The following is a 24,725-nucleotide window of genomic DNA, read 5'->3' on the forward strand; positions in this document are numbered from 1 at the left end:
CCTGCTATTCCGCGACCCGGAGAGGACGAACTCAAGTCATGAATCCTTATCGAAAGCGGAGTTCGCTCCTCTTTGTCATAGCGATCGTATGGCTGGCCATTACCGGCTGCAAGCAGCATCAAGCGGTACAACCGCCGCAAACGGCGGAGGATAGTCGGCCTCCATCGGCATCGCCGGCACCGGAGCCTCCGCCTCCCGGCAAACAGCAAGACGCCGATCCAAGCCCAAGCTCCAACCCGGCCGCCCCAGAGGAGAAATCGTTCAAGGTCAAGCTGTCCGCGGTCGGGGACGTGCTCATCCACAGTTCCGTATACAAGGACGCGCAAACACCGGAAGGCTATGATTTCAAACCGATGTTCGAACCGGTCAAACGGTATATCGAAGATGCGGATATCGCGCTGGCCAACCAGGAGAGCATGATCGGCGGGGAGGAGCTCGGCCTGTCCGATTATCCGCGATTCAACGGACCTGCCGAGGTCGGAGATGCGTTGAAGGACGCCGGATTCGATGTCGTGAACTTGGCCAACAACCATACGCTCGACCGCGGCGAGCAAGCCGTACTGAATACGATCCGCCGTTATAAGGATCTCGGCATGGTGTATACGGGCGCTTATATGTCGGACGACGACCGGAGACAGCTGCGAACGCTGGACAAAAATGGGATATCGTTCGCCTTCCTGTCCTATACGTATGGGACCAACGGGATTCCGGTGCCGGAAGGCAAAGAGTACCTGCTCAATATCATCGATTTGCCGAAAATCCGGAAAGAGGTCGCGGAAGCCCGCAAGCAGGCGGACGTTGTCGTCGTCAGCTTCCATTTCGGGCAGGAATACGCCGATATGCCGAACGACGAGCAGAAAGAAGTCGCCCGTGCGGCCGCGGAAGCGGGGGCGGCGGTCGTCATCGGGCATCATCCGCACGTGCTGCAGCCGGCGGAGTGGATCGGGACGGCTGACGGCCGCCAAGCTTTTGTCGTCTACTCGCTCGGCAATTTTATAGCCGCGCAGGAAGGCGATCGCAAAAGAATCGGCGGCATTATTCAACTGGAGGTAGAGAAGACGGTGAAGGGCGACGACATTCGCATTCAGGTGAAGCGGCCCTCCTTTATTCCGACTTGGATTCATAGGGTCAACTGGCGGAAGTACAAAGTCGAGCCTTTGCGGACGGTAGAGGAAAGCCAGCTTCCCCATGCGGGAGCGGCATGGCGGGAGATCGCCGACCATATGAAGCAATGGATGCCCGAGCTGGACTTTCCCGCGAGTTGAATAAAGACGGAAGGCTCGTTGCAAATCCGGTAAGCATTTCATGGGCTGCAGGCCGCGAAACCTTCACCTTGCACCAACGTATTTACATGAGATGGAAAAAATACATACGCAAGGAAGTGGATCGAATGGGCTTCAGCACCTCCTCCGTACTGGTAACGCCTATTTTCTTTTTGTACCTGGCTTTCATCGCCCTCGGCTTTTATTGCTTGATTCTGTTCGTCCGCCTGGCCCACAGAGGGATTAAAGCTCTGGACCTGTATATTCAAGCGAAGAATCGGCAAGATCGATATTAGCCCGGCATTCCTGAATATATGGCCGCAGGTTCGGCATCCCCAATCGCGGCAGGCGTTTTTCCGGTCTTGGCGAAGGGGCTTCGGGGCTTCGGGGCTTCGGGGCTTCGGGGCTTCGGGGCTTCGGGGCTTCGGGGCTTCGGAGCTTCGGGGCGCTTAGGGGCTTAGTGGCTATCGGGGCGCGCGCGGCTTTGGGGCTCTCTTGAGCTCCGGAGCTCCCATAAGATGCGGCAGCCGGCGCATCCGACCAATAGCGGAACGCAGTTCTTCTATTGGCTGGATTTCCTTTTATTTACCGGAAATAAAGGAACCGTTTTCCGCTATTGTCTCGGCCCGAGGGTAAGCTTGCTCTATATGAGCCGGATAACGGAACAGAGTTCCTTTAATGTTCTCGCGGACTTCATTTTCATGCGAATAACGTACTTCTTTTCCGCTATTCCCCATATCTGCGGCACTTTTCCTGCAACAGCCCCGATTCATCCATTCGACCGATCTTTCCCTTATTCCTCGGCCAATCGATTTGCACTTGAAATATATTGCAGGACTAGGTCAAATCCGGTATTGTAAACATATTGTGAAGAAGCAGAGATTAGAGGGGGATAAGGGGCTTGACTGCAAGAACCGGATATATGACGTTTTTGGTCGCGGCCGCCGCGGCTATTATTTTTGCGATTACGCGGGTGGAGAACTGGGGAATTTTATGCCTGCTCGTGCTGGCGTTGGCGCTGATCGGCGCGGGGAAAGACGCCAAGGCGATATCGTGGGGACAGTTCATGCCGCTCGGGATCGTCGTGCTGTTCGTTTTTTTCCTCATCTATCATTATGCCAATCCGATGTGGCACCGGGTTGTCGGCTACCAGACGGCCAATCTCCGCCACATCTTTCAATGGAACGACATCTTCAATTCGATTCCGTTCAATGATGCCCGCTACTTCCGCTTTTGGCAGCCGGACTGGCTGACGACTTATTTCCAATGGGTATACAATTACGGGTTTGCGCTTTCGTATTGGATATGCGTCATCCGCGCCTTCTTTACGAAGGATGTGCAGAAGTTCGGTCGCTACTCGCTTGCCGGATATTTGCTGCAGGTGCCGCTCATCCTGCCGTTTTACAACCTCGTCCTGCTGCAAGAGGTATGGTTTGTGCAGGGGACCCCGGATTTGCTGGAACGGGCACTGACTCCCGAGCAGCAATTTTCCACGACGATGAATTGCTTCCCGAGCATGCATACGTCGATCGCCTTCGCCGCCTTCCTTCTCGCCATGCGAGAGAAAAGCGCCTGGTACCGCTGGTGGATCGGCACATACTGCATTTCCATCATCGTCTCCACCATGTATTTGAAAATCCATTGGATCATCGACGTGTTCGCGGGCATGGCTTTCGCTTACGGTTGCGTCAAGCTGGCCGACTGGATCGTGGGCACCCGGCTGTACGCCTCGTTTACCGCATGGTTCGAAGGACTGGGCGGACGATTGCAGGAACGGTTCATGACGCCAAAGGCGCCGCAGGCGGCAAAGCCCGTCCAATCGGATCAAAGCACGCTGCACGGCTAATGGCGGCCGCCCTCCCTAATCGGAGAAGGCGGCTTTTTCGTTTCTTCAAGTCCGAATGCCATCAGAGCCTGACCGGACGACCTTCCTCCGCGGAGATGTTGGCCGCCGCCGTTACTTCGAACGAACGGAAAGCATCGGCATAGTCCGACCGTATCCGGGACGTATCCCCAGTTCGCACCGCATGCAGGAAAGCGGCGTTTTCCAGCACATAAGGGTCGGTTCCGTTCCGGTATTCGGTCGTACGATCCCGGCCGATCGCCTTCAATCCGGCGGAGCGGATCTCCAGCACGCCGGAGCTCGTATACAAATCCAACCCCGTATGATGCCCTCTCGGCAGCATGCACGTATTGGAAATCGTCGCGACGATGCCGCCGGCAAGCTTCATCGTGACCGAACCGACATCGGCCACGTCCGCTCCTTCATAAGATTCGTGAACGATACGCCGGCCGAACGCCGCATATACTTCCTCTACTTCGCCGCATAAATACCGGACCAGATCGACGAGATGCGTCGACTGCTCCACGAATTGCCCGCCGGACCCTTCCCGCCGTCTCCACCACGGCGTCGACGGCATACCTCCCATCCAATAGCCCAATGCCAAGCCGGTCGTGGCATTTTGCTGCAGCTCGCGGGCTTTCGCCACGGAATCGAGATACCGCCAATTGTATCCGACTGCCGTAACGAGCCGTTGCCCGGCCACCTTGTCCCGTACCGCCGCAATCGTCTCGGTTTTGATGGCAAGCGGCTTCTCGACGAAAAAAGGAATGCCGCGTTCGGCCAAGCTCATCTCGATCTCCCCGTGCGCCATCGGCGGAACGCATATGTAGACGGCGTCCGGCTTGCATTCGTCCAGCATCTGCTCCGTATTGCCATAAGCCTTCGCATCCGGCCATTGTATCGCCGACCGCTCTGCGCTTTCCAACGTTCTGCCGCAAATGGCGGCAGTCGTTACGCCTTCCATCTGCGATACGATGCGCTGATGTTTCTCGGCGAATTTGCCCGTTCCGACAAAACCTATACGAAGTTCCATAGAGCCCTCCCGGTTTTAAGGCTATATATTGTTCTGTATTAAAGAATATCGTTCTATATTAGAATACACTTCCTAAATGTCCCATCAATGAAAGTTTTGGCGAATGAAGGGGACAAAACCGTCGAAGACTTGCGGTGACCGGATTCATGCGGGAGAGCTCCCCCGTATTCTTACTACACGACTCTAATTTTTTCTTTGGCTCAAAAAACGACCCGCCCCTCGTAAATCGGCACAAGACTTTAGGCAAAACGCCCCCTCCCCGCATCTGCAAGTTCAAGCCGCAAGCCCCGAGGCAAGCGGTTTTTCCATTTGCATTTGATTTTCTTGTCAATAATCGTATCATAGAGAGAGGTAAAATTGGGTAACGGAGGACACGTTCATATGCACACGCAAGGGGCTTTACCCGTACTAGGCATCGTCGTACCTTGCTATAACGAGGAAGAAGTACTGCCCGAAACGATCGTACGTCTGACGCGCGTGCTCGATCGGCTTGTCGGGGAACGGCTGGCGTCCCCCGGCAGCTTCATGCTGTTCGTCGATGACGGGAGCCGGGACAAGACGTGGGAGCTGATCGAGAGCTTCCGTCATTCGAATCCGCGGGTCGCCGGTCTGAAGCTGGCCCGTAATGCGGGACACCAGAGCGCCCTGCTGGCAGGGCTGAACCGCGCCCGTCTGACGGCGGATTGCGCGGTATCGATCGACGCCGATTTGCAGGACGATCCGGATGCGATTCTCGAATTTATGGCCAAATATCACGAAGGCTACGATATTGTATACGGCATCCGGCAAAGCCGGACGACCGACACCGCGTTCAAACGCGGAACGGCGCAGTCGTTCTACAAGCTGATGAGCAAGCTCGGAGCCAAAATCGAATACAACCACGCAGACTATCGGCTCATGAGCCGTCGCGCGCTCGAGCAGCTTGACCGGTTCAAGGAGGTCAACCTGTTTCTGCGGGGCATCGTGCCGATGATCGGCTTCAAGAGCACCCGTGTATATTATGACCGGCACGAACGTTTCGCGGGGGAGTCGAAGTATCCGCTGAAGAAAATGCTTTCGTTCGCCTGGGACGGCATTACCGCATTGAGCGTGACGCCGATCCGGTTCGTCACCTTGGCCGGCTTCCTCCTGTTCGTGGTCAGTCTGGTCGCGGCGCTGTACGCGATCGTCCAGAAGCTGGCCGGCAATACCGTTTCCGGCTGGACTTCGCTTATGCTCTCGATCTGGTTTGTCGGCGGCATTCAGTTGATCAGCCTCGGGCTTATCGGTGAATATATAGGAAAGATTTACAAGGAAGTAAAGCGTCGTCCGCTGTACATCGTGGAAACCGATCTTGCCGCGCAATCCGAAGCTCCCGGCGGGACAAAACCGGATGCATCCGATAAAGCCGTCGCCAAGGCGGCGCAGGAGACGCTGCGATGAGACTTCTGCTCGCTGCCAAGCTGCCGGCAATACTTACCGGCTCATTCCTTCGATTTCTGCTGGTGGGAGTATTCAATACGATAGTCGGGCTGTCCATCATGGCCTTTCTGCTGCACGTCGCCGGAATCGGCTACTGGGCCTCCACTTTTCTGGGCAATGCGGTAGGCGCGCTGGTCAGTTATATGCTGAACAAACGGTTCACGTTCCGTTCCAAAGCGAAGGTAGCCGGCAGCTTATGGAAGTTTCTTCTCGTCACCTTGGTTTGCTACGGCTTGTCTTACGGGATCGGCTTATACGGCGGCCTGCTGATCGCGGCCGTTCTGCCCTGGTTTCCCGACAACCGCGTGCATGACGCGGCGACTTTGCTCGGAACGGGCCTGTACACGATAACCAACTATTTGGGACATAAATATTTCAGCTTTCGGACGGAGCCTTCCGTTCGGAGTCAGGCGGGTGAGTCCTCTTGAGAAGAATACCAGGCTTTACCTTCTGGACGATGGCCGCAGCGTTGGTCGTCATGGTGTACGTGCTGTTCGTGAGACCGATCGTCGGCATCGCCGACAACGGCGACTTTTTGCGCATCATGGCCTCGTCCGGTCTGGACTACCTGGATCCAAATCTCTCCTACGAAGATAAATATTTCGGCAACTTTATACGCGAGTTCAAGCTGACCTCGCTAGGGATCGGCGGTTACGCCTCGACGCAGGTGCCGCTCGTCATTATCGCCACTTGGCTGAACAAGCTGGCCCACAGCAGAGAAGTATTCGACATGCGCTTCATGGCCGTCGTGTACGGGCTGCTGCTGCTCGCCGCTTTCTGGGCCGCCACCCGTTACCACCGGACGCTTCCGCTCGCCAGCCGGATTGCGCTCGGGCTGCTGCTCGTGTTCGTATTTGCCGATGTGGGGTATATCGGCTATTTCAATTCGCTGTTCGGCGAGCCGGTGTCGCTCGTGTTTCTGCTGCTGACCGTCGCTCTGGCGCTCGCCGCAGCTACCCGGGACAGGCCGTCGCGCAAGCTGCTTATCGCCTTCTTTATATGCGCGATCTTTTTGACCGGCTCGAAGGTGCAGAACGCTCCCGTCGGCATCCTGATCGCCCTGCTCGGCTTGCGTTTTCTGCGGCTTCGCGGCGATTCGGCTTGGCGCAGGACGGTGATCGGCTTCTCCGCTTTTCTGGCGTTGGGCTCGCTGGCCATGTACCTGTTCGCTCCCAAGCAGCTCAAAGAGATCAATATGTATCAAACCGTATTTTACGGCGTAGTGAAGGATTCGCCCACCCCGGAGGAAGACTTGGAAGAGCTCGGCGTATCGAAAGAGCTTGCGGTTCTGGCCGGCACAAACTTCTTCACCCCGGACACGCCGATTCCGCAGCGCGATCCGCGGATGTACGACCTGTTCTACGACCATATGAGCCACGGCAAAATAGCGCTGTTTTACTTGAAGCACCCCGGTCGGTTTTTCGGGAAGCTCGAAATAGCGGCCGAGAACGGGATGACGATCCGCCCGTACTACTTGGGCACCTACGAGAAAAGCGAAGGAATGCCGAGAGGCGCCGTCTCGAACAAATTCGGCTTATGGAGCGAATGGAAGCGGACTTTGCTGCCGAATACGCTCTGGTTCCTTCTCCCGTTCAGTCTGCTGTACTATTTCGTTCTGTGGATGGAGTGGCGGAATGCCTCGTCGCTCGGGGGACGAATCTATGCGGAGACGTTCGCCCTCGTCGGGCTGATCGGCATCGTGTCGTTTCTTATCCCGGTCATCGGGGATGGGGAGGCCGATTTGAGCAAGCATCTGTTCCTGTTCAACGTCTGCTTCGACCTGATGTTCGTCGCCAGCGTGCTCTGGATCGTGCATAAGGCGGCGGTCGCTTTGGGCGGTCGACCCTCTTATGTCCGGTACGACTCGTGGCGGTAGGGAGTAGCCGTCCAACAGCCTTCTTTAGGGAGGCATCCGCTGACTGAGCGCTTGGATCGTATGATTCGCGCCTCGAGACGACAGCTCAGCGGTCCGGCATACATTTGTATGCGAGGCCAAGGGTATGGCCGGCGGATTTACGGAACTAGCTGCCGCGGCCGACAAGCCATGGGAATCAGAAACCTGGTCGGTAGACCAAAAAACATCCAAGCCTCACGTGAGGTATTGGATGTTTTTTGTATTGCGGCATAATCCGCATACAACTTGGAGGCGTTTCGGTCGGCGTGAGTATGACGTTGCTCGCTAATAGAAGAGCTGTATTCCGCTATTGCCCCAAATTCCGGTAAATTCTGGACGATAACGGAACAGGCCTCCGCTATTCCGATATTCGGGGTGAAAATGGATAGTGAACTACGGATTAGCGGAACGTTTTTCCGTTATATTGCTATCGACACAAGAACTCGGCCCCATAACGTACGCCGGTTCCGCTATTTCATGGATTCGCGGTCCCCAATCCCCGGAAAAACAGCCAGTCTTCACCGATTACGCGGTACATGCGTTTCAGCACGCGATTGAGGTTCTCGCAGTTTGTGGCGGACGGCCTCCCGACCGGAGCTGTCGCAGTTTTCTTGCGGACGGTTTCCCGGTCCAAGCGGCGGCTCAAAACCTCAATCTCCGGGACAACCCCATGGCAATCGCGCAAGCTATGCCGCCTCCGCCTTCCGATCCTTCGGCAGCAGGATGGCCAATACGCCGAGCAGCGGCAAATACGCGCAAAGCTTCATAATGTAAGCGATGCTGGTAGCGTCCGCAATCCAGCCGAGCACGACCGAGCCGAGACCGCCCAGTCCGAAGGCAAGTCCGAAGAACAGGCCGGACACGAGCCCTACATTGCCGGGCAGCAGCTCCTGGGCATAGACGACGATGATCGAGAAGGCCGAGGAGAGGACGAAGCCTGCGCATACGCACAGCACGCCCGACCAGAACAAATCGGCGTACGGCAGCGCGATGGAGAACGGCGCCGTCCCGAGGATGGACAGCCAGATGATGTTGCGTCTGCCGAACCGGTCCGCGAGCGGTCCGCCGAAAAACGTTCCCGCCGCCGTAGCGACCAGGAATGCAAACAGAAACAGCTGCGCATGCTCGACCGTTACCCCGTAATCGTCGATCAGGTAAAACGTATAGAAGCTTGTAATGCTGGACATATACACATGCTTCGAGAATACGAGAAATACTAAAATGACGATCGCCGATACGATCTGGAACCGGGAAAGCGCGCCTATCCGTTCCCCCGGGCCATTGCGCTTCGTCGACGAGCGGGGCGCGACGTTTTGCCGCTTGTACCAGCGTGCCACGTAATACTGGATCGCGATGCCCGCCAATGCGACGAACGTAAACCAGATGACGCCGAACTGGCCGAGCGGGACGAACAGCACCGCCGTCATAATCGGACCGAGCGAGCTGCCGATATTGCCGCCCACTTGGAAAATGGACTGGGCCAGCCCTCGCCTCGCGCCGGCGGCCAAGTAAGCGACCCGGGACGACTCCGGATGGAAAATCGCCGAGCCGATACCCATGGCCGTAACCGCCAGCAGGATAGTCGCGAAATTCGGAGCAAGCGCAAGCGCCACGATACCGACCAAGGTAAAGCCGACGCCGATCGGCAGTATGTACGGCCTCGGGCGAATATCCGCATACGTGCCCACTATCGGCTGCAAAATCGATGCGGTGATGTTCATCGCGAAGGCGATGAAGCCGATCTGGGTGTAAGACAAGCTGAGCGAGTCCCGCAATATCGGAAACAGCGCCGTCACGGTCGACTGCATCGAATCGTTCAGCAGGTGGACGATGCTGATCGCGAACAAAATCGGAAATACGGTTGTGGATACGGGTGCAGCCTGTGCGGCGGCGGCGGTTCTTGCCACTGTTGTCATCTCCCTAAGGTGTTTGGAAGGAACGGTCGGGTTCCTGCCTACTCGGTATTCCATATTTGAGCGATTATAGCACGATAAGGCGGGAAGGCGTCAATACCGAAATTAGTGTAAACGTTCCCTTATGGAGGCGGATACGGCCGAGGCGTTTCGGGGAGTGCCCTGCGTTCACTGATCCGTCAATACGGCTGAAGCCCGCGAAATCGTCGATTCGATTTCACAGACTCTTGGTTCGGTACAACGACGCAAGGAGGCCGTTTCTCCCGAAAGGGAAAAACGGCCTTGGCTTCCTTCGCCGGCCCGTTACGCGCTACGCGCGAATATCGAGGCTGCCGCCCAAATGGGGCTGCACGCTTTGCTGCAGCATTTGCGCCAGCTGCGCCCCTTGCGCTTCCGCCGATTCCTTCACCTTGCTGAGCATTTGGATGCCGACCGCAAGCGGAAGATCGCTTTTGCTGAATTGGGAATACGCCGCGTTTAACGATACGCTCATGACAGATCCTCCTGACGATTGGTTGTCCATTTCCCTACAAACCCGATCATACCACGCTGCCCGACGCCCGAACAACCATAAATTAGCAAATATAGGCCCCGAGCAGTCAAGCCAGATCGAGCCTCATCTTGACCGTATGAAGCGCATATCCGTAAAACAGCTCCTCCGTCTCCCCGACGACCCGGAATCGTTTGGCGTCGTAGAAGGCGCGGCCCGTCCGATTCGTCTTTTCGACATTGACGAACAGACGCTTCGTGCCTTGGAGCCGTTCTATCCCTTCCTTCAGCAGCATCGTGCCGATTCCCGCTCCTTGCGCCTCCGGCATAATGTAGATCGCGCCAAGCTCCGCTTCCTCCGGGTCGCCCCGGGACTTGAAAAAGTTGCCGAAGCCTACGATCGTGCCGTCCCGCTCCGCGATCAGCAGCAGCGAATTGTCCAATCTTCGCTTCAGCGCCTCGTCGGAGTAGAAGGAATCCAGAAACCGGACGCGCACCGGTTCCGGTATCGTGTAAGCATACGTATGGTGCCAAGTCGTGCGGGCAACCTTCCGTACGTCGGCGATGTCCTTTTCCTCCATGCTACGAATGATGACCCCCACAGCTCCACCCCGCAAACATCTCTTTGGTCAACAGTGTACCAAAATGCCGCCCATTCCGTAAGACGGTATTGCGGCCGATCGGCCGAAACACGGCTTCGCCGCAACAATGCCGGGTTCAAAACAATCGCGCAACCGCTCCGACCCATAAGGTCGCCGGCAAAAATAGGGCTTGCGCGAGTAGCGTTCCGCACAGCCGCGATATCATCATGAGGCCGAACATGCGTCCGAGCTTGTGCTTCTCTTTCGGGTCGGCCAGCGCCCGGTCCGTATGAATCGCCACCTGCGGATCGATGAATATCGTCAGCAGCACGGTCGCCAGCCCGTTGATCAAGCCCGACGATTGCGAAATCGATACGAGATTTTCCGGATGCAGGTACGAAGCGTACAGGGTCGACAAAACCCCGATCGTATAAATGGCGGTCACCGTCATATTGAGCAGCAAAAACCGTTTCGGAATGCCGTAAAGCCGCAGCTCCCGGATCATCGACAAGGTCGGCCTGCGCAAATGGGACTTGGCGGAACGAAGCTTGTCCACCGTCACGCCGCCGAGCAGCTTCGGAATCGAGCCCGCCGCCTCCAGATGGACAACCGCCCGGGAAAACAAACGGACGAATGAAGGAAACAACGCGATAGCGATCAGCGTCCCGACCGACGATGCGCCGATAACCATCCTCAGGGACGATTCCAGCTCAAATCCCGGATCTTTCAATGCCCGGTCGACCATGCCGCCGGTCAACGGCGCCTGAGCCAGGTTCGCCGTCCGGGCCACGAGCACGATCACCCCTGCCAGCGAAAGGGCGACGGCCAGCTTGCCCGTACGCACCCCGGCGAACCGGACCGAGTAAGACAACGTTTCCGCCGCATGGATCAGCACGGTCAGCATGCACACGATCAGCAAGTTCACCGCCATGTCCGCACCCTGCCGATCGTAAGCCGCAAATCCATATAGATTCCTCCTCGTTTGCGGCCGGACTGCTGCAGGAGTCGAATCCCGCGTATGATCAGCCTTGGAGCCGTCCGCGTCGTATACAGATTTTGACACGTGCAGCCCGTTTCCTGCAAGCGGCTTGTATTGTTACTTCCCGGGATCTTCCGCCGCCTAGCCCCCGGCTTGCCTGTTCCGCTCCATCCAACATACGCCGTAATCGACCAACGGCTTTTGCGGCATCAGCATGGCCATCGCATTGGCGATGCGCCCAGACCGGACAAGTCCGGTATGCTTCGCGAAATCGCGTCCGATCGCCTCGAAATCCGACGAATCGTAGTCAAGCTCCCGGAAGCTCGCCCACTCCCTGATGCCGTCGCGAACGATCGGGGCTTTGGCGGTCATCTCCGTTTTGCCGGGAAAATCGGCACGCATTTCCGCGAGATGCAGCGAAGTGTTGTTGCCGTGCCCGACCCCGAGCAGCAGCACCCAACCTTCCGCCTCATAGATGCGGGCGAGCGGCGAGCGCTCCCCCATTCCGAACTCCAGCGGATGATCGGCAACGATGTCTTGGACTCGGTTGCCCCGGGCGGCGAAGGAAAGCTGCGGATGAAGGCTGCGAACGGCCCCTTTCTGCTTGCGGAAGCATTCGGGAATCGCCCCCATGTTGCGGGTCGGCGTCAAATCCGGGTCGTACGCCGGCATCGTCCTTCGGATCGGCTCCCACCACGATTCCCGGACAGGCGGCATGCTCCAGCCGCCGGGATCGGACAAACCGCTCGTATGCGTCGGCATGACCAGCGTGCCTTCCGGCCCGAGCACTTGCTCCAGCGCCAAAACGACGTCGACCGGCCCCCCGGGCATCCAGCCTCCCATCGCCTTCATGGACGAATGGACGAGAAGCGTCATACCCGCGCTTACCCCCATAGCGGTCAGGTCCTCGACTAAAGTTTCGATCGTAATCAGGTCTCCCTGAATTTCCTGCTGCACCGTTTTGACCTCCCCAGTTTCCTTTTTCCTAATTATCCGCATCTCAGGCAGCGGCATGCCAGTGATTTTTTGACTATAGTCGATTAGCGCGAGCGAGAGGAAAGCGGCGAATGCCGTCCCATCGAAAGATGCGACCGTGTGGAGACGACTGTCCACCTACCGCGCATACTAGCGACTCAGTCCGAGTATGGCCTGCAACAAAAGCGCAGGACAGGAAGGAAGCCGACACAGGAACCCGAGCTAACGGACAGGAGCGACGTTACTAAACGAATCGCCCTCATTCAATCTTCGTAACGGACAGGAGCGCTGTTATGGGTGGGAAAACTTGTCTGAAAGAGCCTCGTGTCACGTGATAAGGTCTACGGTGTCCGTTACCTTCAACAAAGCCATTTCTCGCCCAATAAAGTCTATGGTGTCCGTTACGCCGATCTTCCATCTCTTGGTACCTGAGTAGTAACAATGAGGTTCATTAACAAGCAAATTCGGTTCACTATTCACCGGCTGGCGCGATGGCGCCACTGCGGCATCCGTTCCAATACCGGTTTCCGGTTGCGATCAGCAAAATAGAGGGGCGCCTTAGTCACGCTCCCCCGCTATTAGTGAAGGAAATCTATCCATGACGGCAAAAAAAAGCCTACGCCCTGTTCGGTCCGAACGAACGGGCACAGGCTTTGCAATTCGCTTACACGATCTCCTGCGGGGCGTCCGCGACGCAGCGGAACCCGATGTTGCCTGCCGAGCTGTCCGGCGTATTCGAGTTGCGGGCGGCCACGCGATACCGGTTGCAGTACGATTTATGGCACAAATACGAGCCGCCGCGCATGCTGCGGCGCTCTCCCGAAGCCGGTCCCTTCGGGTTGTCCGCGGGTTCGTCGACATAAGCCGTCCGGCTGAACCAGTCGTTCACCCATTCCCACACATTGCCCGACACGTTGTATAAGCCGTAGCCGTTCGGCTCGTACGACATGGCCGGGGCGGTACCGACGTAGCCGTCCCGCTTCGTGTTTTTCTCCGGAAACGTCCCTTGCCATATGTTGCACATATGCTTGCCTTCCGGGGTCAGCTCGTCTCCCCACGGGTACGTCTTCTGCCCCAGACCCCCGCGAGCGGCATACTCCCACTCCGCTTCGGTCGGCAGCCGCTTGCCCGCCCATTTGCAATAAGCGGCGGCATCGTTCCAGGTCACATGCACGACAGGATGATCCATCCGCTCCTCTATGTCCGAGCCCGGCCCTTCCGGCTGAAACCAGAAGGCGCCCTTGACGCCGAACCACCACGGCGTCCCCTGCACACGGCCCATCAGATGGGGCGTCTGGCGAGCCGTCAAAAACATCTCGAATACGTAGGACCAGCCGAACTTCTCCGCTTCCGTCTTATAGCTCTTCGCATTTACGAATTCGGCGAATTGCCGGTTCGTGACGGTGCAGGCATCGATATAAAACGGCTTCAGCTTCACCGTGCGTACCGGGCCTTCGCCGTCGGCCGGAAAGCCGTCCTTGCTGCTGCCGTTGCCCATACGGAATTCGCCGCCGGGCAAATAGATCATATCGGAGCGCCGATGCGGTTCGGCGTTCTCCGTCGGCACCTCGCGACTTTCAGGCTGGACGGCGCTGCCGCCTATCGCTTCGACGGACGCAGCAATATCCGGCCCGGTCGATTTTTTGAACGATTGCAGCTCGATACTCGCCCTGCCGGTCGAACAGCATGAGCCATTGCCCTTATGGTCTTCCGTCACTTCGATCCCCTCTTCCGCTCTCCTTGATGTCCTCTACCGTCAATTTTAACGAATAATCGGGACAGGGGCAAATCCGTTAGCTATCGTTCGACATGCGGGGAATAACCGGCCGAGCCTGCAAGCTCCGCACAGCGGAAATGCCGTACGGAGCTTGTTGCATGTTCCGGCGCTTGCGGTAATGTTTGGCGCGGCGCCGGCCTCGTTTACGGTACGGGCAATGATATACCGCGGGGACGAACTGTCACACGGCTTGTTCGCATGTATTCGGTACAGCCGAATATATATAGGAGAAACAACCATTCCACTTTAAAAGAGGCGGCTCATGCAAAAACAATCTTTTGTGCGGGGGACGTTCATCCTGACGGCGGCGTCCCTGACTACGAGAATTCTCGGATTCGTAAGCGGCATCTTTTTGGCCCGTTCGCTCGGAGCGGAGGGAATCGGGCTGCTGATGATGGCCCATCCTCTCGTTCCGCTCGTTATTACGCTCACCGAATTGGGGCTGCCGGTCGCCATATCCAAGCTGGTGGCCGAGGCCGATGTCAAAGGGGATAAGCTGAAGGAGAAACGGATTTTGGCCGTTTCGCTCGTCATTACCGGGACGTTAAGCATCATCCTGACGCTGCTCGCCCTGCTGGGCTCCAAGTACATCGCGGCTTTGTTCCTGACCGACCAGAGGGCTTATTACGCCATGCTGGCGATCACGCCCATCGCCCCGATCGTCGCCATATCGGCGGTGCTGAAAGGCTATTTTCGCGGCAAGCAGCATATGATGTCGATCGCCTTGTCCGACGTATTCGAGCATATCGCCCATATCGCGTGCATGCTCGCCCTCGTTCAGCTTTTGCTGCCATACGGCATCGAATACGCGGCGGCAGGCGCAATGGTCGGGGCTGTCGTGGGCGAAGGGGTAGGCTTGCTCTACTTGGTCACGAAATATAAATGGAACGGGCGGAACGACGGGCTGCGGCAAAAGGCGTCCGAGCATTTGCGCCACGGGAACGGAAAGCGCACCTTCGCGGAGCTGATGCGGATGGGCCTGCCGACGACCGGTCTCGGCTTCGTCCATTCGATCTACAGCGCCTTTCAGCCGATGCTCATTACGAAAAGCTTGGCGCTGTTCGGACTCGGCACCGCCATGGCGACCAAACAGTACGGGCTGCTCGTCGGTTATGCGTTCCCCTTGCTCGTTTTCCCGAGCTTCATTACGCATTCGTTGTCGACGGCGCTGATCCCGGCCGTAAGCGAGGCGATGGCCAACCGCAACGGGATGGACGTACACCGCAGGATGGACCAGGCGATGCGGATCGCCCTGTTCGTAGGCGCGCCGGCGACCGTCATTTTGTACATATGGGCGACTCCCTTGACGACTTTGCTCTATAACGCGCCAGAGGCGGGCCCGCTGCTCAGGCTGCTAGCGCCCGTATTCTTCCTGCATTATTTCGAGGCTCCGCTGCACGCCGTCCTGCTCGGGCTCGGCAAAGCCGGCACGACGATGTGGAACTATATCGCCATGACGATCATGAAAGCGGCGGCGATTTATTTCATGGGCAGCCAGTTCGGCATTACCGGCGTCGTGCTCGGGATGAACTTCGGCATCTGCTTTATTACGCTGCTCAACTTTTTCTCGATATCGAGCTTGATCGGGTTTTATTTGGATCTCCGCCGATTTGTGAAAGTCGCTCTCTGCATGGCGGCGATGGCATTCGCCGGACAGTCCGCCTACTCGTATGCGCAGCATATCGGCATGCAGCCGTTGTGGAGTCTGCTGGGCTCGATCGGAATCGCGCTTGCCGCGTTCCTGCTGTCGCTCGTGCTGACGAATACGATTAACGGCAGAAACGTACTGCGTTTCGGCGGACCGGGCGGCATCGTTACTTTGCGCAAATAATACCGGACTGCCTCAAGAACGCAACCGCACTGTATCCATCGCCCGACACAATAAATCGAGCATGGCGTCGATATCCTCCTCCGACACGATCAAAGGCGGCATGAGACGGATCGTCGACGGATGAGGGGAGTTGATCAGCAAGCCTTCCCGCAAACAAGCCGCAACGAGCTCGGCGCCGCAGGGGACCGGGAGGTCGAAGGCGAGCAGCAGTCCTTTGCCCCGTATCGGGCTTAAGCGATAAGCTTCCGCGACTTCATTTATCCGACGCGTCAAGCATTCGCCCATCAACTCCGCATTCCGGGCAAGCTGCCGGGTCACGATCTCTCGGACGACGGCTTGCCCGACCGCCATCGCGAGCGGCTGTCCGGTGTACGTTCCGCCTTGATCGCCGGGTTCGAACACATTGAACCGATCCCGGACGAGCAGCGCGGCCAAAGGGAAGCCTCCGCCGATGCCTTTGCCGAGCGTCATTACATCGGCCTGGATGCCGTAATGCCCGGATGCGAACATTTTCCCGGTTCTGCCAAGCCCGGTCTGGATTTCATCGAATATGAGCATGATGCCCCGCTCATCGCACAGCTCGCGCACTTTGCCCAAATAGTCCGCGTCAGCCGGATGAACTCCTCCCTCCCCTTGAACCAGTTCCAGCATAATCGCGCACGTATTGCCGTCGACGGCGGCCAGCAAGCCGTTCCAATCGTTCAGCGGAACGTGCTTGAACCCGGGCATGCTCGGGGCGAAAAGGCTTTGCCAGCGCGCTTTGCCCGTAGCCGACATCGTCGCCAGCGTACGCCCGTGGAAGCTGCCCGTCATGGTGACGATCCCGTAAGCTCCGCCGAGATGAAGCGCACCGTGCTTTCTCGCCAATTTGATCGCTCCCTCGTTCGCTTCCGCGCCGCTGCTGGCGAAAAACGCTTTGTCGTAGCCGGACAATTCCGTCAGTTGCTTGGCAAATTCGATCATCGGCCTATTGTAGAAAGCCGGACTGGCATTCACCAGCATGGACGACTGGCTCGACAGCGCATCCCGGATCGCGGCGGGCGAATGGCCCAGACACGTGACGGCCCAGCCTCCGATGAAATCCAAATAGCGGGCACCGTCCGTGTCCCACAGGTACATCCCTTCTCCCCGCTCCATGACGATTCCGGGACGGACCGCCGTATGCATAATCGTTTGCTCCGCATCGGCCAGCAGCTGCGGCGTAGTTGTCTTCCGTACATGAATCATGCGATCACCTCCGATAAATATGAATTATTATACATAATTATGTATTTTTATTCAATATAAGTCCACCCGTATACGAATTAGAGCACTTGCAGCTTGCAGTCCTAATATCGGTTCAATCGGGCATTTCTGCAAAATAAGAGCGGTTCGGGGCTGTTATTTCCCGCCATTCCCTCATAAATCGGTGAAATGCCGGCGAATAAGAGCTGCAAGCAACTCTTATTTGCCGATAAGGTCGAGTCGACCGTTTAATAAGAGTTGGTTAAGACCGCTATCCTTCACCGCTCATACGGTTAACACCTCATGTATGCGGAGTAGGCAAATAAAAACTACGACCGCATCATAATCCGCATACAAGCCGGAGGCGTACTTGCGGGCGTAATAAGATGCGCCAGAGTATAACGGCGCCGGATTCCGTTATTGCCTCGATTTTCGTTACACTCCTGAGTATAACGGCACAGGCTTCCGTTATTTCGATCTCACAAGGTGAAAATGGGTAGTAAACAGTGGAATAGAGGAATAGAATTCCGTTATTTTGCTGTCGGCACTGCTTTCCGGGTCCATAACATACGTCAGTTCCGCTATTTTGTCGATACCCGGTCTCGCGAGCGTCGGAAAAGGCGGCAAGCGTTCAACGATCATGCGAGGTATGTACTTCTGTATGCGGATTAGGCTGCACAAAAAACGAGCCCTCTTCATAGAAGGCCCATCCGTTCGTTTCGACTTTGATTCAACTATTCTTTCTTATCTTGTAGCTTCGGCACGCTTGCAGCCAGCGCTCTACCATTCCCGGATTGGAGCCGAAATGGAAATGGACGTATCCCGCGACAAGATTGGCTGTCGCAAAGCCGTCGGGCTTTGTCCCCGAGCGTCCTGTCGTCGTATAAGCGGGAGAAGGGAACGCACCCCCGCGGGGCTGAAACGCGGAATAGTGAAACTCGTGGCCTCTCGCCGCTTCCCCTTCGCCGAGCAGGAAGTTTTGTTCCGTCCCGGCGATTTCCCGGTAGCCGAGCGCCGCCAGCTTCGGCTGCATCGTCACCGAGCCTTTGATCAGACCGACCATCGGATACTCGTTTCCATGCGTATCGCGGATCGCCTCGGTCAAATACATAAACCCTCCGCATTCCGCCAGCGTCGGCATCCCGCTCTCGATTCGCTCCCGTACGGATGCCTTTACCTCCTCGAAGCCGGCCAGCCGTTCCGCAAACTCCTCGGGAAACCCTCCGCCGATATACAAGCCGTCCGCCTCCGCCGGTACGGATTCCCCGGCCAGAGGGGAGAAGAACCTGCATTCGGCTCCGTGCGCCTCCAGCAGCTCCAAATTTTCCGGGTAATAAAAATGGAAGGCCGGGTCCTTCGCCACGGCGATCACGATGCCGTTGTTCCGCGACGTCCTTGCGAATAGCGTCGGAGTGCAGGCCAAAGGCTTGCAAGCCGCTATCTCCATCAGCAAGTCGAGATCGAGCCGCTCCGCGATCAACGCCCCGAGCTTGTCGAACATGGGTCTTAGCTCGCCCCGCTCGATGGAAGGGACAAGTCCGAGATGCCTTTCCGGAATTTCGAGCTCCGTCTCCCGCTTCAAATAGCCGACGACCGGGATGCCGCATTCCTGCTCGATCGCCTCTTTCACGATCCGGTAATGCCCGTCGCTTCCCGCCTTATTGGCCACCACGCCGGCAATGCGGACAGAGGGGGAGAGACATTGAAAGCCTTTGACGACGGCGGCCGCACTGCGCGCCATGCTCTGCACATTGACGACGAGCAGAACCGGGGCTTCGATGATTTGGCTGATGTGCGCCGTACTGCCCTCGTCGGTCAACGGATCTTTCCCGTCGTACATCCCCATGACCCCTTCGATGACAGAGATGTCCGCCCCGTCACTCCCCCGAATGAATATTTCCTTCACTGCCTCCGGGCCGAGCATCCAGCTGTCCAAATTGCGCGAAGGCCTGCCCGTAACGGCGGCATGATACGTCGGATCGATATAGTCCGGTCCGCACTTAAAGCCCTGTATCGCGTAGCCCTGCGCCTGCAGCGCCGCCATAATTCCGATCGTTACGGTCGTTTTGCCCGCTCCGCTGCCCGTACCCGCGATGACGAGTCTGCGATGTGAAGAGTGCGGCTGGCCGGCGTCGTCGGAGATAGCGGCATGTGCCGTTCGTTCGCCGTACCGTCGGCGTTCGCTTTCGCGCAGTTCGCGATCGCTCCGTTTCAATTCGTCAGTCTCGCTTTCATACGGCGATTTCGCTGACTGCCGTTCGCTCATCATGGGGAACCTCTCCTATATCCAGGTTATGCGCCTTTGACCGGTACACGATGTTCGGCCATCCTTCCGAAATGATACCGCGAAATTGTCGAATCGTCCATATGGCGAGCCGGACAAGCTCAACTCCGGTAGGCCGGCATGTCCAGCAGCTCGTCGAGACCGACCGGGCTGAGCCGCTTCCGCTGCAGCGACTCGATCATGTGCGGCAGCGCCTTCGCCGTCTCTATACAGCCCGAATGGGAATGCATGAGGATGATCTCCCCGTTTCTGACGAAGGAATCCACGTTCCATCCGATGTGCGCCGCCTCCTTCTGAGACCAGTCCAGCGTATCGAGCGACCAAAGCACGGTAGAGCAGCCGGCCTGCGCCGCAGCGCGAAAAACGGTCTCGTCGGCATCTCCGAACGGAGGGCGGAACAGAGCGGGCTCCTTCCCGATGATGCACCGGATCGCGGCTTGCGTTTCATGAAAATCTAACTCCAGGCCGTCCGGGTCCAACGTCGTCAGCCGATCATGGTTATAGCTGTGGCCAAGCACGAGGTGGCCGGCCTCGTATACGGCCTTCACCACCTCCGGATGCTTCTGTGCTCTGCTGCCGACGAAGAAAAAGCTTCCTCTCACGCCGTATCGGGTCAACGTTTCCGCGATCATCGGGGTGATGGAATCGTCCGGGCCGTCGTCGAACGTCAATGCGACCTTCGGCGTATCCGGGCCGTTCAACCGAACGAGCCCGGTATGACGTTTCGCCTGCAGCAGCGCCTTATCCCGCCATTGCAGCAGCCTTTCCCTCGCTTCGTCCGTCATCCGTTCGGAATAGCCTTCTATGTTCAGAAAGTAGTTTTTGTTCATAATAAGTCTCCTTTCAAGAAATTTTACTCCAAAATTACTATACCTCATCTCCGCAGCAAAGAGGACAAAACCTTTGCCTCGATTGATATGCACGTACGATGAGCGGACCATACATCCTGCATTATGTCCGGAAAAACGCAAAAGCCACACCCTGCTGTGCAACTTCAATACGCCGCTTGAAGCAATCGCCGGCTCCGTTGTGGCGATCGGCAGCAAAGGAACGGCATGCATGCCGATAATAAAGGCAACATATTCTTATGATGCCGGAGGGCAAAGGGATAGGTTTTCACTCGCCCGCCGACAACGGCTTCCGCAGGTTCTTATCGGACGACCGGATGCTGTCGGCAGACGGAGTCGCATTCGACCAAAAAGGGTCTATCCTCTTCAACAACAACCGGCTGCACCAAATGTTCGATGAAGACGGCTCGGATATCGATTGGAACAATCCGTACTATTTGATCATATGGGAAGCATATGTCGGACCCGATGTAAAATCATATTTGTATGCGAGATGCAGGCGGACGCGATCTTGTTCGCCCGCAAGCTGGGCAAAGCCCTATGAACAATAAAACCCCGCCACGGATTCGTCCGGACGGGGTTTTGCAGCTATTCGGCTAATCAGGCGCCGACCAATCAGGCGCCGACCATGGACAGGTCGGCAATGTCGACTCTATCCGGCAAAGCTTTTTTGGATATGCGGATGAGCGAGGTAACGAACACGTCTCCCGCGCTTCCGTCCGGAACCGGTTCGTTGTCCCGCGGCTTGACCGCGATCGTCAAGAGCGGACGCCCTTCCGGCGCAGCCTCGGACAACCGGACGGCTTCGATCTCGAAGCCTTCGCTTGCCGAGAGCTTTCGGCCGACGCTGACGCAAATAAAGTAATAATCCGCGTCCTCTTTCACGAGAAAGCCGCCGGGCACCGATTTGCGGTAACGTTCATAAGCGGTGCGCAAACCGTCGTCCAACCGTCGGTCCGCAGGAAGCGATTCCCATGCGTAGCGGTCGGAGTATTTCGCATACAGCATGCTTTCATAAGCTACGGCGATACTTGCCGGAGCGGCCGAAGCCGACCCGCCCCCGATCGCTTCCGTAATCGATTTCGCTTCGATCGCCGAATTGTCGCTGGAACAGCCGGCCAGCAAACCGGAGGTCAGGAGCGCGGCTCCGGCCCATATCGTGAAACGGCATATTCTCATTTCAGCTCGGACACCTTTCCGCTGACCGGATTGACGATATATTCGACCTGTGTGCCCCGATCGGGAACGACAATCACGTAGCCTCTCGATATAAACGGGTTCGAGACGCCTTCCAGCGTCACATACCTTTTACCGCCATCCGCGATCGGTTCGGCGTCGTCCTGTCTGTGGGAGCGCACCAAATCTACCGCTTCCTCATACGAGACGTTCGGTTGGAACCCGGCATACACGATCGGCGGCAGCAGGAACAACATCGCTTGCAGCGCGACGAACAGCTTGAGCCGACGCGGCGCCTCGCGCTTGAACAGCATGATGCTTTGGAGGAAGCCGAGCAGGGGCAGCGTGACGAGAAAGCCGATGCTCATCGCACCGTCATATAGGAAAAGAGCGGCGACGCCTGCGGCTAGCTCGGCGGCAAAGAGCAAAGTCATCGCGATACGCAGTCTCGGGATGGCTTGTTTCATCGCTTCACATCCTGAACCTATTTTTCCACTCCGATCCATTGTACCATACTCGGCTCGAGCTCGTTACCGCCGCCGGCCCGTTCCGCCGTCTACGGAATATAAGCTATGCACTCGATCTCCACGGTCATGCCCGGCGGAAACTTGCCGATTTCGACCGTGCTGCGCGCGGGAGGTTCATGAGCGAACGTCTCCGCATATACCCGGTCATAAGCTTTGAAGTCGTCCAGGTCGCGCAGAAACGACGTTACCTTGACCACATGCTCGATGGAAGTTCCGGACGCCCGCAAAATCTCGCCCATATAATGCAGGACGAGTCGGGTCTGCTCCACGATATCGTCCGGATACAGCACTTTGCCCGTTCCGAGCTCGAACGGGCACGTTCCCGCCACATACACCATATTGCCGAGCTTGACGGCTTGGGAGTATTTCCCCCCGGGGGCGGGAGCCCTGTCCGTCGCAATAATTTCTTTTCTCATTTGACGTAACCTCCTTTTGTTCGTATGCTTTTTGAATCGTTCAGGCGTTTTTGCCGAAAACGGCGCCTCCGTCGATATACAACGGCGAGCCCATCATGAATTTCGATTCGTCCGACGCGAGAAACAGCGCCGCCTTGGCCACATCCTCGGGCCGGCCGAGCTCCTCGCTCAGCTGGCGCTTCTTGATCGATTCGAGTCCGGCCTCCGGATCGTCGTACGAATTGCGCAAATACGTTTCCACGAACGGGGTCAATATCGTTCCGGGCAGCAGGGCGTTAACCCGGATGCCGTACGGCGCGTAGTCCACCTGCATCGACTTCGTCAGCGCCAGCACCGCCCCTTTCGTCGCCGCATAGGACGCCCGCCTCGCAAGACCGATCTCGGCTACGCAGGACGACATGTTGATGATCGTGCCCTGCCTGCGCTCCATCATGTGCGGGACGATATATTTGCTCGGCAAATATACTCCTTTAATATTGATGCTCATGATCCGGTCCCAGGCGTCCGGCTCCACCTCGTGCAGCATGCCGACCCCGCTAATGCCGGCGTTGTTGAACAACGCGTCGATCCGGCCGAAGCGGGCAAGCGCCCGCTCCGTCATCGCGCTCACCTCGTCCGGCCTGGTGACGTCCGCGCGTATGTACAGCGCGGTCCCGCCTGCGGCCTCGATTCGGCTGACGGTGTCCTGTCCTTTCCCGTCGTCGAGGTCGTTCACGATTACGGCCGCTCCCTCGGCGGCGAACAGCGCGGCCGTGCTTTGCCCGATGCCGGAGCCCGCTCCGGTAATCAGGCATACTTTATCGCGCAATCTCATGTCCGTTCCCTCCCGGTCTTATGATGATGATGGACATTCGCTCACGCCTGCGGGCGCTCTTCCTGTCCGCTCGCGCACGAACGGATAATCGCTTCGGCTACCGCGATGCCGTGCACCGCATCGTCGAACGACGTATATTCGGGCTTCGTCCCGTTCGCCACGCAGGCGCTTATATAGGTCAGCTGCTCGCGGAGCACGCCGTACGAGCTTCCGTTTAACGTATGATGGATAAAATAGTCCGGCGACGTTCTGCCCCGCGCATCCCACAGCTGCAAATTGGAGCCGCTGTTGGCGAATTGCGCCGTCCCTTCCGTGCCGATCACCTCCGCGGCGTCGTTCATGACGATGCCCGCTTCGTCCGGCGTCATCCAGTTGCTGTGCAGGAAGGCGATCGTCCCGTTCTCGAACTGGAGGCACGACCACAATATATCCGGCACGACATCGTCGTTGACCGCTTTGCCGTACGCTTTGACCGATTTGACCCGGCTGCCCGCATACCAGATCGCGATGTCCAGGTCGTGCACCGTCAGCTCGAACACCGTGTGCGTCCGCTTGTACGTGCGGAACATGCCTTTCGTCCGTCCCCGCTTCAAGAACATGCTTTGCGGCGCGCCGATCCGGCCCGAATGAATCGCGTTGTAGATGTCCGCGTACCGCGGCTCGAACCGCAGCAGATGGCCGGCGAAAATAAACTTCCCGTGCTCCTCCGCCGTCTTGGCCATGGCCGCGGCTTCCTCGAGCTTGGTCGATACCGGCTTTTCCACAAGCACATGCTTGCCCGATTTCAACGCCGCTACCGCTGGCCCGAAATGCTCGTGCTCGAACGTCGCGATGCTGACCAGATCGATATCCGTCCGCTCCAGCAGCTCTTCGCTGCGGCTGTACGCATGGGGTACGGAGAATTGCTCCGCAAGCTGCCTGACCCGTTCTTCGTTGCGGTCGCAGAGCGCCACGACTTCTACCTGCGGCATCGAATGAAACGCTTCCAAATGGCAGCTTCCCCAGCTGCCCAATCCGATAATGCCCACCCTGACTTTGTTCATATTCGTTCCCGCTCCCATCTTCCGAGTTTGCTTCCGCAAGAGTTGTTCATTTTATATATTATATATAATACATGCAATAGAATTATATCGTCTAATGGCGAGCGTTTCAACCGCAAAAGCAAAATACTTGTCGCATCGCACTTCTCTTCTCCGTCGCGCTCGAAACTCAGGCGCTTATTGAAACCGCCGCATGGCGGTCGGTCGAGCCCTGCATCGCTCCTGCAGCTTGTTCACGACGATCAGGGCCAGCGAAGAGAATCGCGTCCTGATTATTACGAAGCCGAAGTCATTGCTGGAAAGTAATACCCGGTATGCCCAAGGCGGTATTGCCGCAGCAATATCGGACGCGAAGCGC

Annotated in this window: 22 protein-coding genes; 7 read left to right on the forward strand and 15 right to left on the reverse strand. The window is 57.4% G+C overall.

Translation table 11 applies throughout. The features are described 5' to 3' along the window. The first annotated feature begins 38 nt into the window (after positions 1 to 38). Both FE784_RS25165 and FE784_RS25170 read left to right on the forward strand, forming a co-directional pair. Complete coding sequence (locus FE784_RS25165) at positions 39 to 1,265, forward strand: CapA family protein (protein WP_139605024.1); 1,227 nt, start codon at positions 39 to 41, stop codon at positions 1,263 to 1,265. A gap of 898 nt (positions 1,266 to 2,163) precedes the next feature. After that, positions 2,164 to 3,108 carry a phosphatase PAP2 family protein gene (locus FE784_RS25170; RefSeq protein ID WP_139605025.1) on the forward strand — a complete coding sequence of 315 codons (945 nt, stop codon included), beginning with the start codon at positions 2,164 to 2,166 and terminating at the stop codon, positions 3,106 to 3,108. Positions 3,109 to 3,169: 61 nt separating this feature from the next. Here the strand turns inward: FE784_RS25170 and FE784_RS25175 are convergent, their stop codons facing one another. Next, entirely contained in the window at positions 3,170 to 4,138 is a 969-nt protein-coding gene (locus FE784_RS25175; protein ID WP_139605026.1) for a Gfo/Idh/MocA family protein, read from the reverse strand. Positions 4,139 to 4,519: 381 nt separating this feature from the next. On the opposite strand from FE784_RS25175, the gene FE784_RS25180 reads away from it, so the two are divergent. Genes FE784_RS25180 through wsfD form a run of 3 tightly spaced genes read left to right on the forward strand, consistent with a single transcriptional unit; the run spans position 4,520 to position 7,475 of the window. Further along, positions 4,520 to 5,560, forward strand: a complete 1,041-nt coding sequence (locus FE784_RS25180; RefSeq protein WP_139605027.1) for a glycosyltransferase family 2 protein — start codon at positions 4,520 to 4,522, stop codon at positions 5,558 to 5,560. Then, a complete protein-coding gene (locus FE784_RS25185; RefSeq protein WP_139605028.1) occupies positions 5,557 to 6,027 on the forward strand; it encodes a GtrA family protein in 471 nt (156 codons plus the stop codon). The genes FE784_RS25180 and FE784_RS25185 overlap by 4 nt, the downstream gene beginning before the upstream one ends. Beyond that, the gene (gene wsfD / locus FE784_RS25190; RefSeq protein ID WP_139605029.1) at positions 6,024 to 7,475 is read left to right on the forward strand and encodes a glycan biosynthesis hexose transferase WsfD; all 1,452 of its coding nucleotides are present in this window, start codon (positions 6,024 to 6,026) and stop codon (positions 7,473 to 7,475) included. Before FE784_RS25185 ends, wsfD begins: the two co-directional genes overlap by 4 nt. A 704-nt stretch (positions 7,476 to 8,179) precedes the next feature. On the opposite strand, the gene FE784_RS25195 is transcribed toward wsfD, so the two are convergent. The 6 genes from FE784_RS25195 to FE784_RS25220 form a co-directional block, all read right to left on the reverse strand. Next, positions 8,180 to 9,409, reverse strand: a complete 1,230-nt coding sequence (locus tag FE784_RS25195) for an MFS transporter (RefSeq protein WP_139605030.1) — start codon at positions 9,407 to 9,409, stop codon at positions 8,180 to 8,182. Positions 9,410 to 9,716: 307 nt separating this feature from the next. After that, entirely contained in the window at positions 9,717 to 9,899 is a 183-nt protein-coding gene (locus FE784_RS25200; RefSeq protein WP_139605031.1) for a YjfB family protein, read from the reverse strand. Between the two features lie 106 nt (positions 9,900 to 10,005). Continuing rightward, a complete protein-coding gene (locus tag FE784_RS25205) occupies positions 10,006 to 10,497 on the reverse strand; it encodes a GNAT family N-acetyltransferase (protein WP_139605032.1) in 492 nt (163 codons plus the stop codon). A gap of 115 nt (positions 10,498 to 10,612) precedes the next feature. Beyond that, positions 10,613 to 11,539 (reverse strand): lipid II flippase Amj family protein, encoded by a 927-nt coding sequence (locus FE784_RS25210; protein WP_342779133.1) that lies wholly within the window; start codon positions 11,537 to 11,539, stop codon positions 10,613 to 10,615. A 57-nt stretch (positions 11,540 to 11,596) separates the two neighbouring features. Next, positions 11,597 to 12,412, reverse strand: a complete 816-nt coding sequence (locus FE784_RS25215) for an AAC(3) family N-acetyltransferase (protein WP_246132167.1) — start codon at positions 12,410 to 12,412, stop codon at positions 11,597 to 11,599. A gap of 682 nt (positions 12,413 to 13,094) precedes the next feature. Beyond that, complete coding sequence (locus FE784_RS25220; RefSeq protein ID WP_425465567.1) at positions 13,095 to 14,153, reverse strand: formylglycine-generating enzyme family protein; 1,059 nt, start codon at positions 14,151 to 14,153, stop codon at positions 13,095 to 13,097. Between the two features lie 316 nt (positions 14,154 to 14,469). Between FE784_RS25220 and spoVB the strand changes: the two genes are divergently transcribed. Next, positions 14,470 to 16,038 carry a stage V sporulation protein B gene (spoVB, locus tag FE784_RS25225; RefSeq protein ID WP_139605034.1) on the forward strand — a complete coding sequence of 523 codons (1,569 nt, stop codon included), beginning with the start codon at positions 14,470 to 14,472 and terminating at the stop codon, positions 16,036 to 16,038. A gap of 12 nt (positions 16,039 to 16,050) precedes the next feature. Here the strand turns inward: spoVB and FE784_RS25230 are convergent, their stop codons facing one another. The 3 genes from FE784_RS25230 to FE784_RS25240 all read right to left on the reverse strand — a co-directional run bounded on the left by FE784_RS25230 (position 16,051) and on the right by FE784_RS25240 (position 20,376). Next, positions 16,051 to 17,265 (reverse strand): aspartate aminotransferase family protein, encoded by a 1,215-nt coding sequence (locus FE784_RS25230; protein WP_139605035.1) that lies wholly within the window; start codon positions 17,263 to 17,265, stop codon positions 16,051 to 16,053. 727 nt (positions 17,266 to 17,992) lie between these two features. Next, entirely contained in the window at positions 17,993 to 19,531 is a 1,539-nt protein-coding gene (locus FE784_RS25235) for a cobyrinic acid a,c-diamide synthase CobB (RefSeq protein ID WP_246132169.1), read from the reverse strand. Between the two features lie 116 nt (positions 19,532 to 19,647). Continuing rightward, a complete protein-coding gene (locus FE784_RS25240; RefSeq protein WP_176706505.1) occupies positions 19,648 to 20,376 on the reverse strand; it encodes a polysaccharide deacetylase family protein in 729 nt (242 codons plus the stop codon). A gap of 257 nt (positions 20,377 to 20,633) precedes the next feature. Here FE784_RS25240 and FE784_RS25245 point away from each other — a divergent pair, with 257 nt between their 5' ends. Then, positions 20,634 to 20,945, forward strand: a complete 312-nt coding sequence (locus tag FE784_RS25245) for a hypothetical protein (protein WP_139605037.1) — start codon at positions 20,634 to 20,636, stop codon at positions 20,943 to 20,945. 64 nt (positions 20,946 to 21,009) lie between these two features. On the opposite strand, the gene FE784_RS25250 is transcribed toward FE784_RS25245, so the two are convergent. From FE784_RS25250 to FE784_RS25270, 5 genes are all read right to left on the reverse strand, one after another. Beyond that, on the reverse strand, positions 21,010 to 21,573 hold the full coding sequence (locus tag FE784_RS25250) for a hypothetical protein (RefSeq protein WP_139605038.1): 564 nt from the start codon (positions 21,571 to 21,573) through the stop codon (positions 21,010 to 21,012). Further along, positions 21,570 to 22,037: a PepSY domain-containing protein gene (locus FE784_RS25255; RefSeq protein WP_139605039.1), complete on the reverse strand. Its 468-nt coding sequence runs from the start codon at positions 22,035 to 22,037 to the stop codon at positions 21,570 to 21,572. The genes FE784_RS25250 and FE784_RS25255 overlap by 4 nt, the downstream gene beginning before the upstream one ends. An 89-nt stretch (positions 22,038 to 22,126) precedes the next feature. Next, complete coding sequence (locus tag FE784_RS25260; protein WP_139605040.1) at positions 22,127 to 22,513, reverse strand: RidA family protein; 387 nt, start codon at positions 22,511 to 22,513, stop codon at positions 22,127 to 22,129. Positions 22,514 to 22,553: 40 nt separating this feature from the next. After that, on the reverse strand, positions 22,554 to 23,327 hold the full coding sequence (locus FE784_RS25265) for an SDR family NAD(P)-dependent oxidoreductase (protein WP_139605041.1): 774 nt from the start codon (positions 23,325 to 23,327) through the stop codon (positions 22,554 to 22,556). Positions 23,328 to 23,368: 41 nt separating this feature from the next. Then, positions 23,369 to 24,370: a Gfo/Idh/MocA family protein gene (locus FE784_RS25270; RefSeq protein WP_176706506.1), complete on the reverse strand. Its 1,002-nt coding sequence runs from the start codon at positions 24,368 to 24,370 to the stop codon at positions 23,369 to 23,371. Between the last annotated feature and the right edge of the window lie 355 nt (positions 24,371 to 24,725).

The sequence above is a fragment of the Paenibacillus hemerocallicola genome (assembly GCF_006265175.1).
GTDB classification, from domain to species: domain Bacteria; phylum Bacillota; class Bacilli; order Paenibacillales; family NBRC-103111; genus Paenibacillus_AB; species Paenibacillus_AB hemerocallicola.

Bases quoted from the DNA above. Each gene is read 5' to 3' on its own strand.
- FE784_RS25260 (WP_139605040.1), bottom strand. From the start codon at position 22,513: ATGAGAAAAGAAATTATTGCGACGGACAGGGCTCCCGCCCCCGGGGGG.
- FE784_RS25195 (WP_139605030.1), bottom strand. From the start codon at position 9,409: ATGACAACAGTGGCAAGAACCGCCGCCGCCGCACAGGCTGCACCCGTA.
- FE784_RS25175 (WP_139605026.1), bottom strand. From the start codon at position 4,138: ATGGAACTTCGTATAGGTTTTGTCGGAACGGGCAAATTCGCCGAGAAA.
- FE784_RS25165 (WP_139605024.1), top strand. From the start codon at position 39: ATGAATCCTTATCGAAAGCGGAGTTCGCTCCTCTTTGTCATAGCGATC.
- FE784_RS25250 (WP_139605038.1), bottom strand. From the start codon at position 21,573: ATGAGAATATGCCGTTTCACGATATGGGCCGGAGCCGCGCTCCTGACC.
- FE784_RS25265 (WP_139605041.1), bottom strand. From the start codon at position 23,327: ATGAGATTGCGCGATAAAGTATGCCTGATTACCGGAGCGGGCTCCGGC.
- FE784_RS25180 (WP_139605027.1), top strand. From the start codon at position 4,520: ATGCACACGCAAGGGGCTTTACCCGTACTAGGCATCGTCGTACCTTGC.
- FE784_RS25200 (WP_139605031.1), bottom strand. From the start codon at position 9,899: ATGAGCGTATCGTTAAACGCGGCGTATTCCCAATTCAGCAAAAGCGAT.
- FE784_RS25245 (WP_139605037.1), top strand. From the start codon at position 20,634: ATGATGCCGGAGGGCAAAGGGATAGGTTTTCACTCGCCCGCCGACAAC.
- FE784_RS25255 (WP_139605039.1), bottom strand. From the start codon at position 22,037: ATGAAACAAGCCATCCCGAGACTGCGTATCGCGATGACTTTGCTCTTT.
- FE784_RS25230 (WP_139605035.1), bottom strand. From the start codon at position 17,265: ATGATTCATGTACGGAAGACAACTACGCCGCAGCTGCTGGCCGATGCG.
- FE784_RS25270 (WP_176706506.1), bottom strand. From the start codon at position 24,370: ATGAACAAAGTCAGGGTGGGCATTATCGGATTGGGCAGCTGGGGAAGC.
- FE784_RS25235 (WP_246132169.1), bottom strand. From the start codon at position 19,531: ATGATGAGCGAACGGCAGTCAGCGAAATCGCCGTATGAAAGCGAGACT.
- FE784_RS25185 (WP_139605028.1), top strand. From the start codon at position 5,557: ATGAGACTTCTGCTCGCTGCCAAGCTGCCGGCAATACTTACCGGCTCA.
- spoVB (WP_139605034.1), top strand. From the start codon at position 14,470: ATGCAAAAACAATCTTTTGTGCGGGGGACGTTCATCCTGACGGCGGCG.
- FE784_RS25240 (WP_176706505.1), bottom strand. From the start codon at position 20,376: ATGAACAAAAACTACTTTCTGAACATAGAAGGCTATTCCGAACGGATG.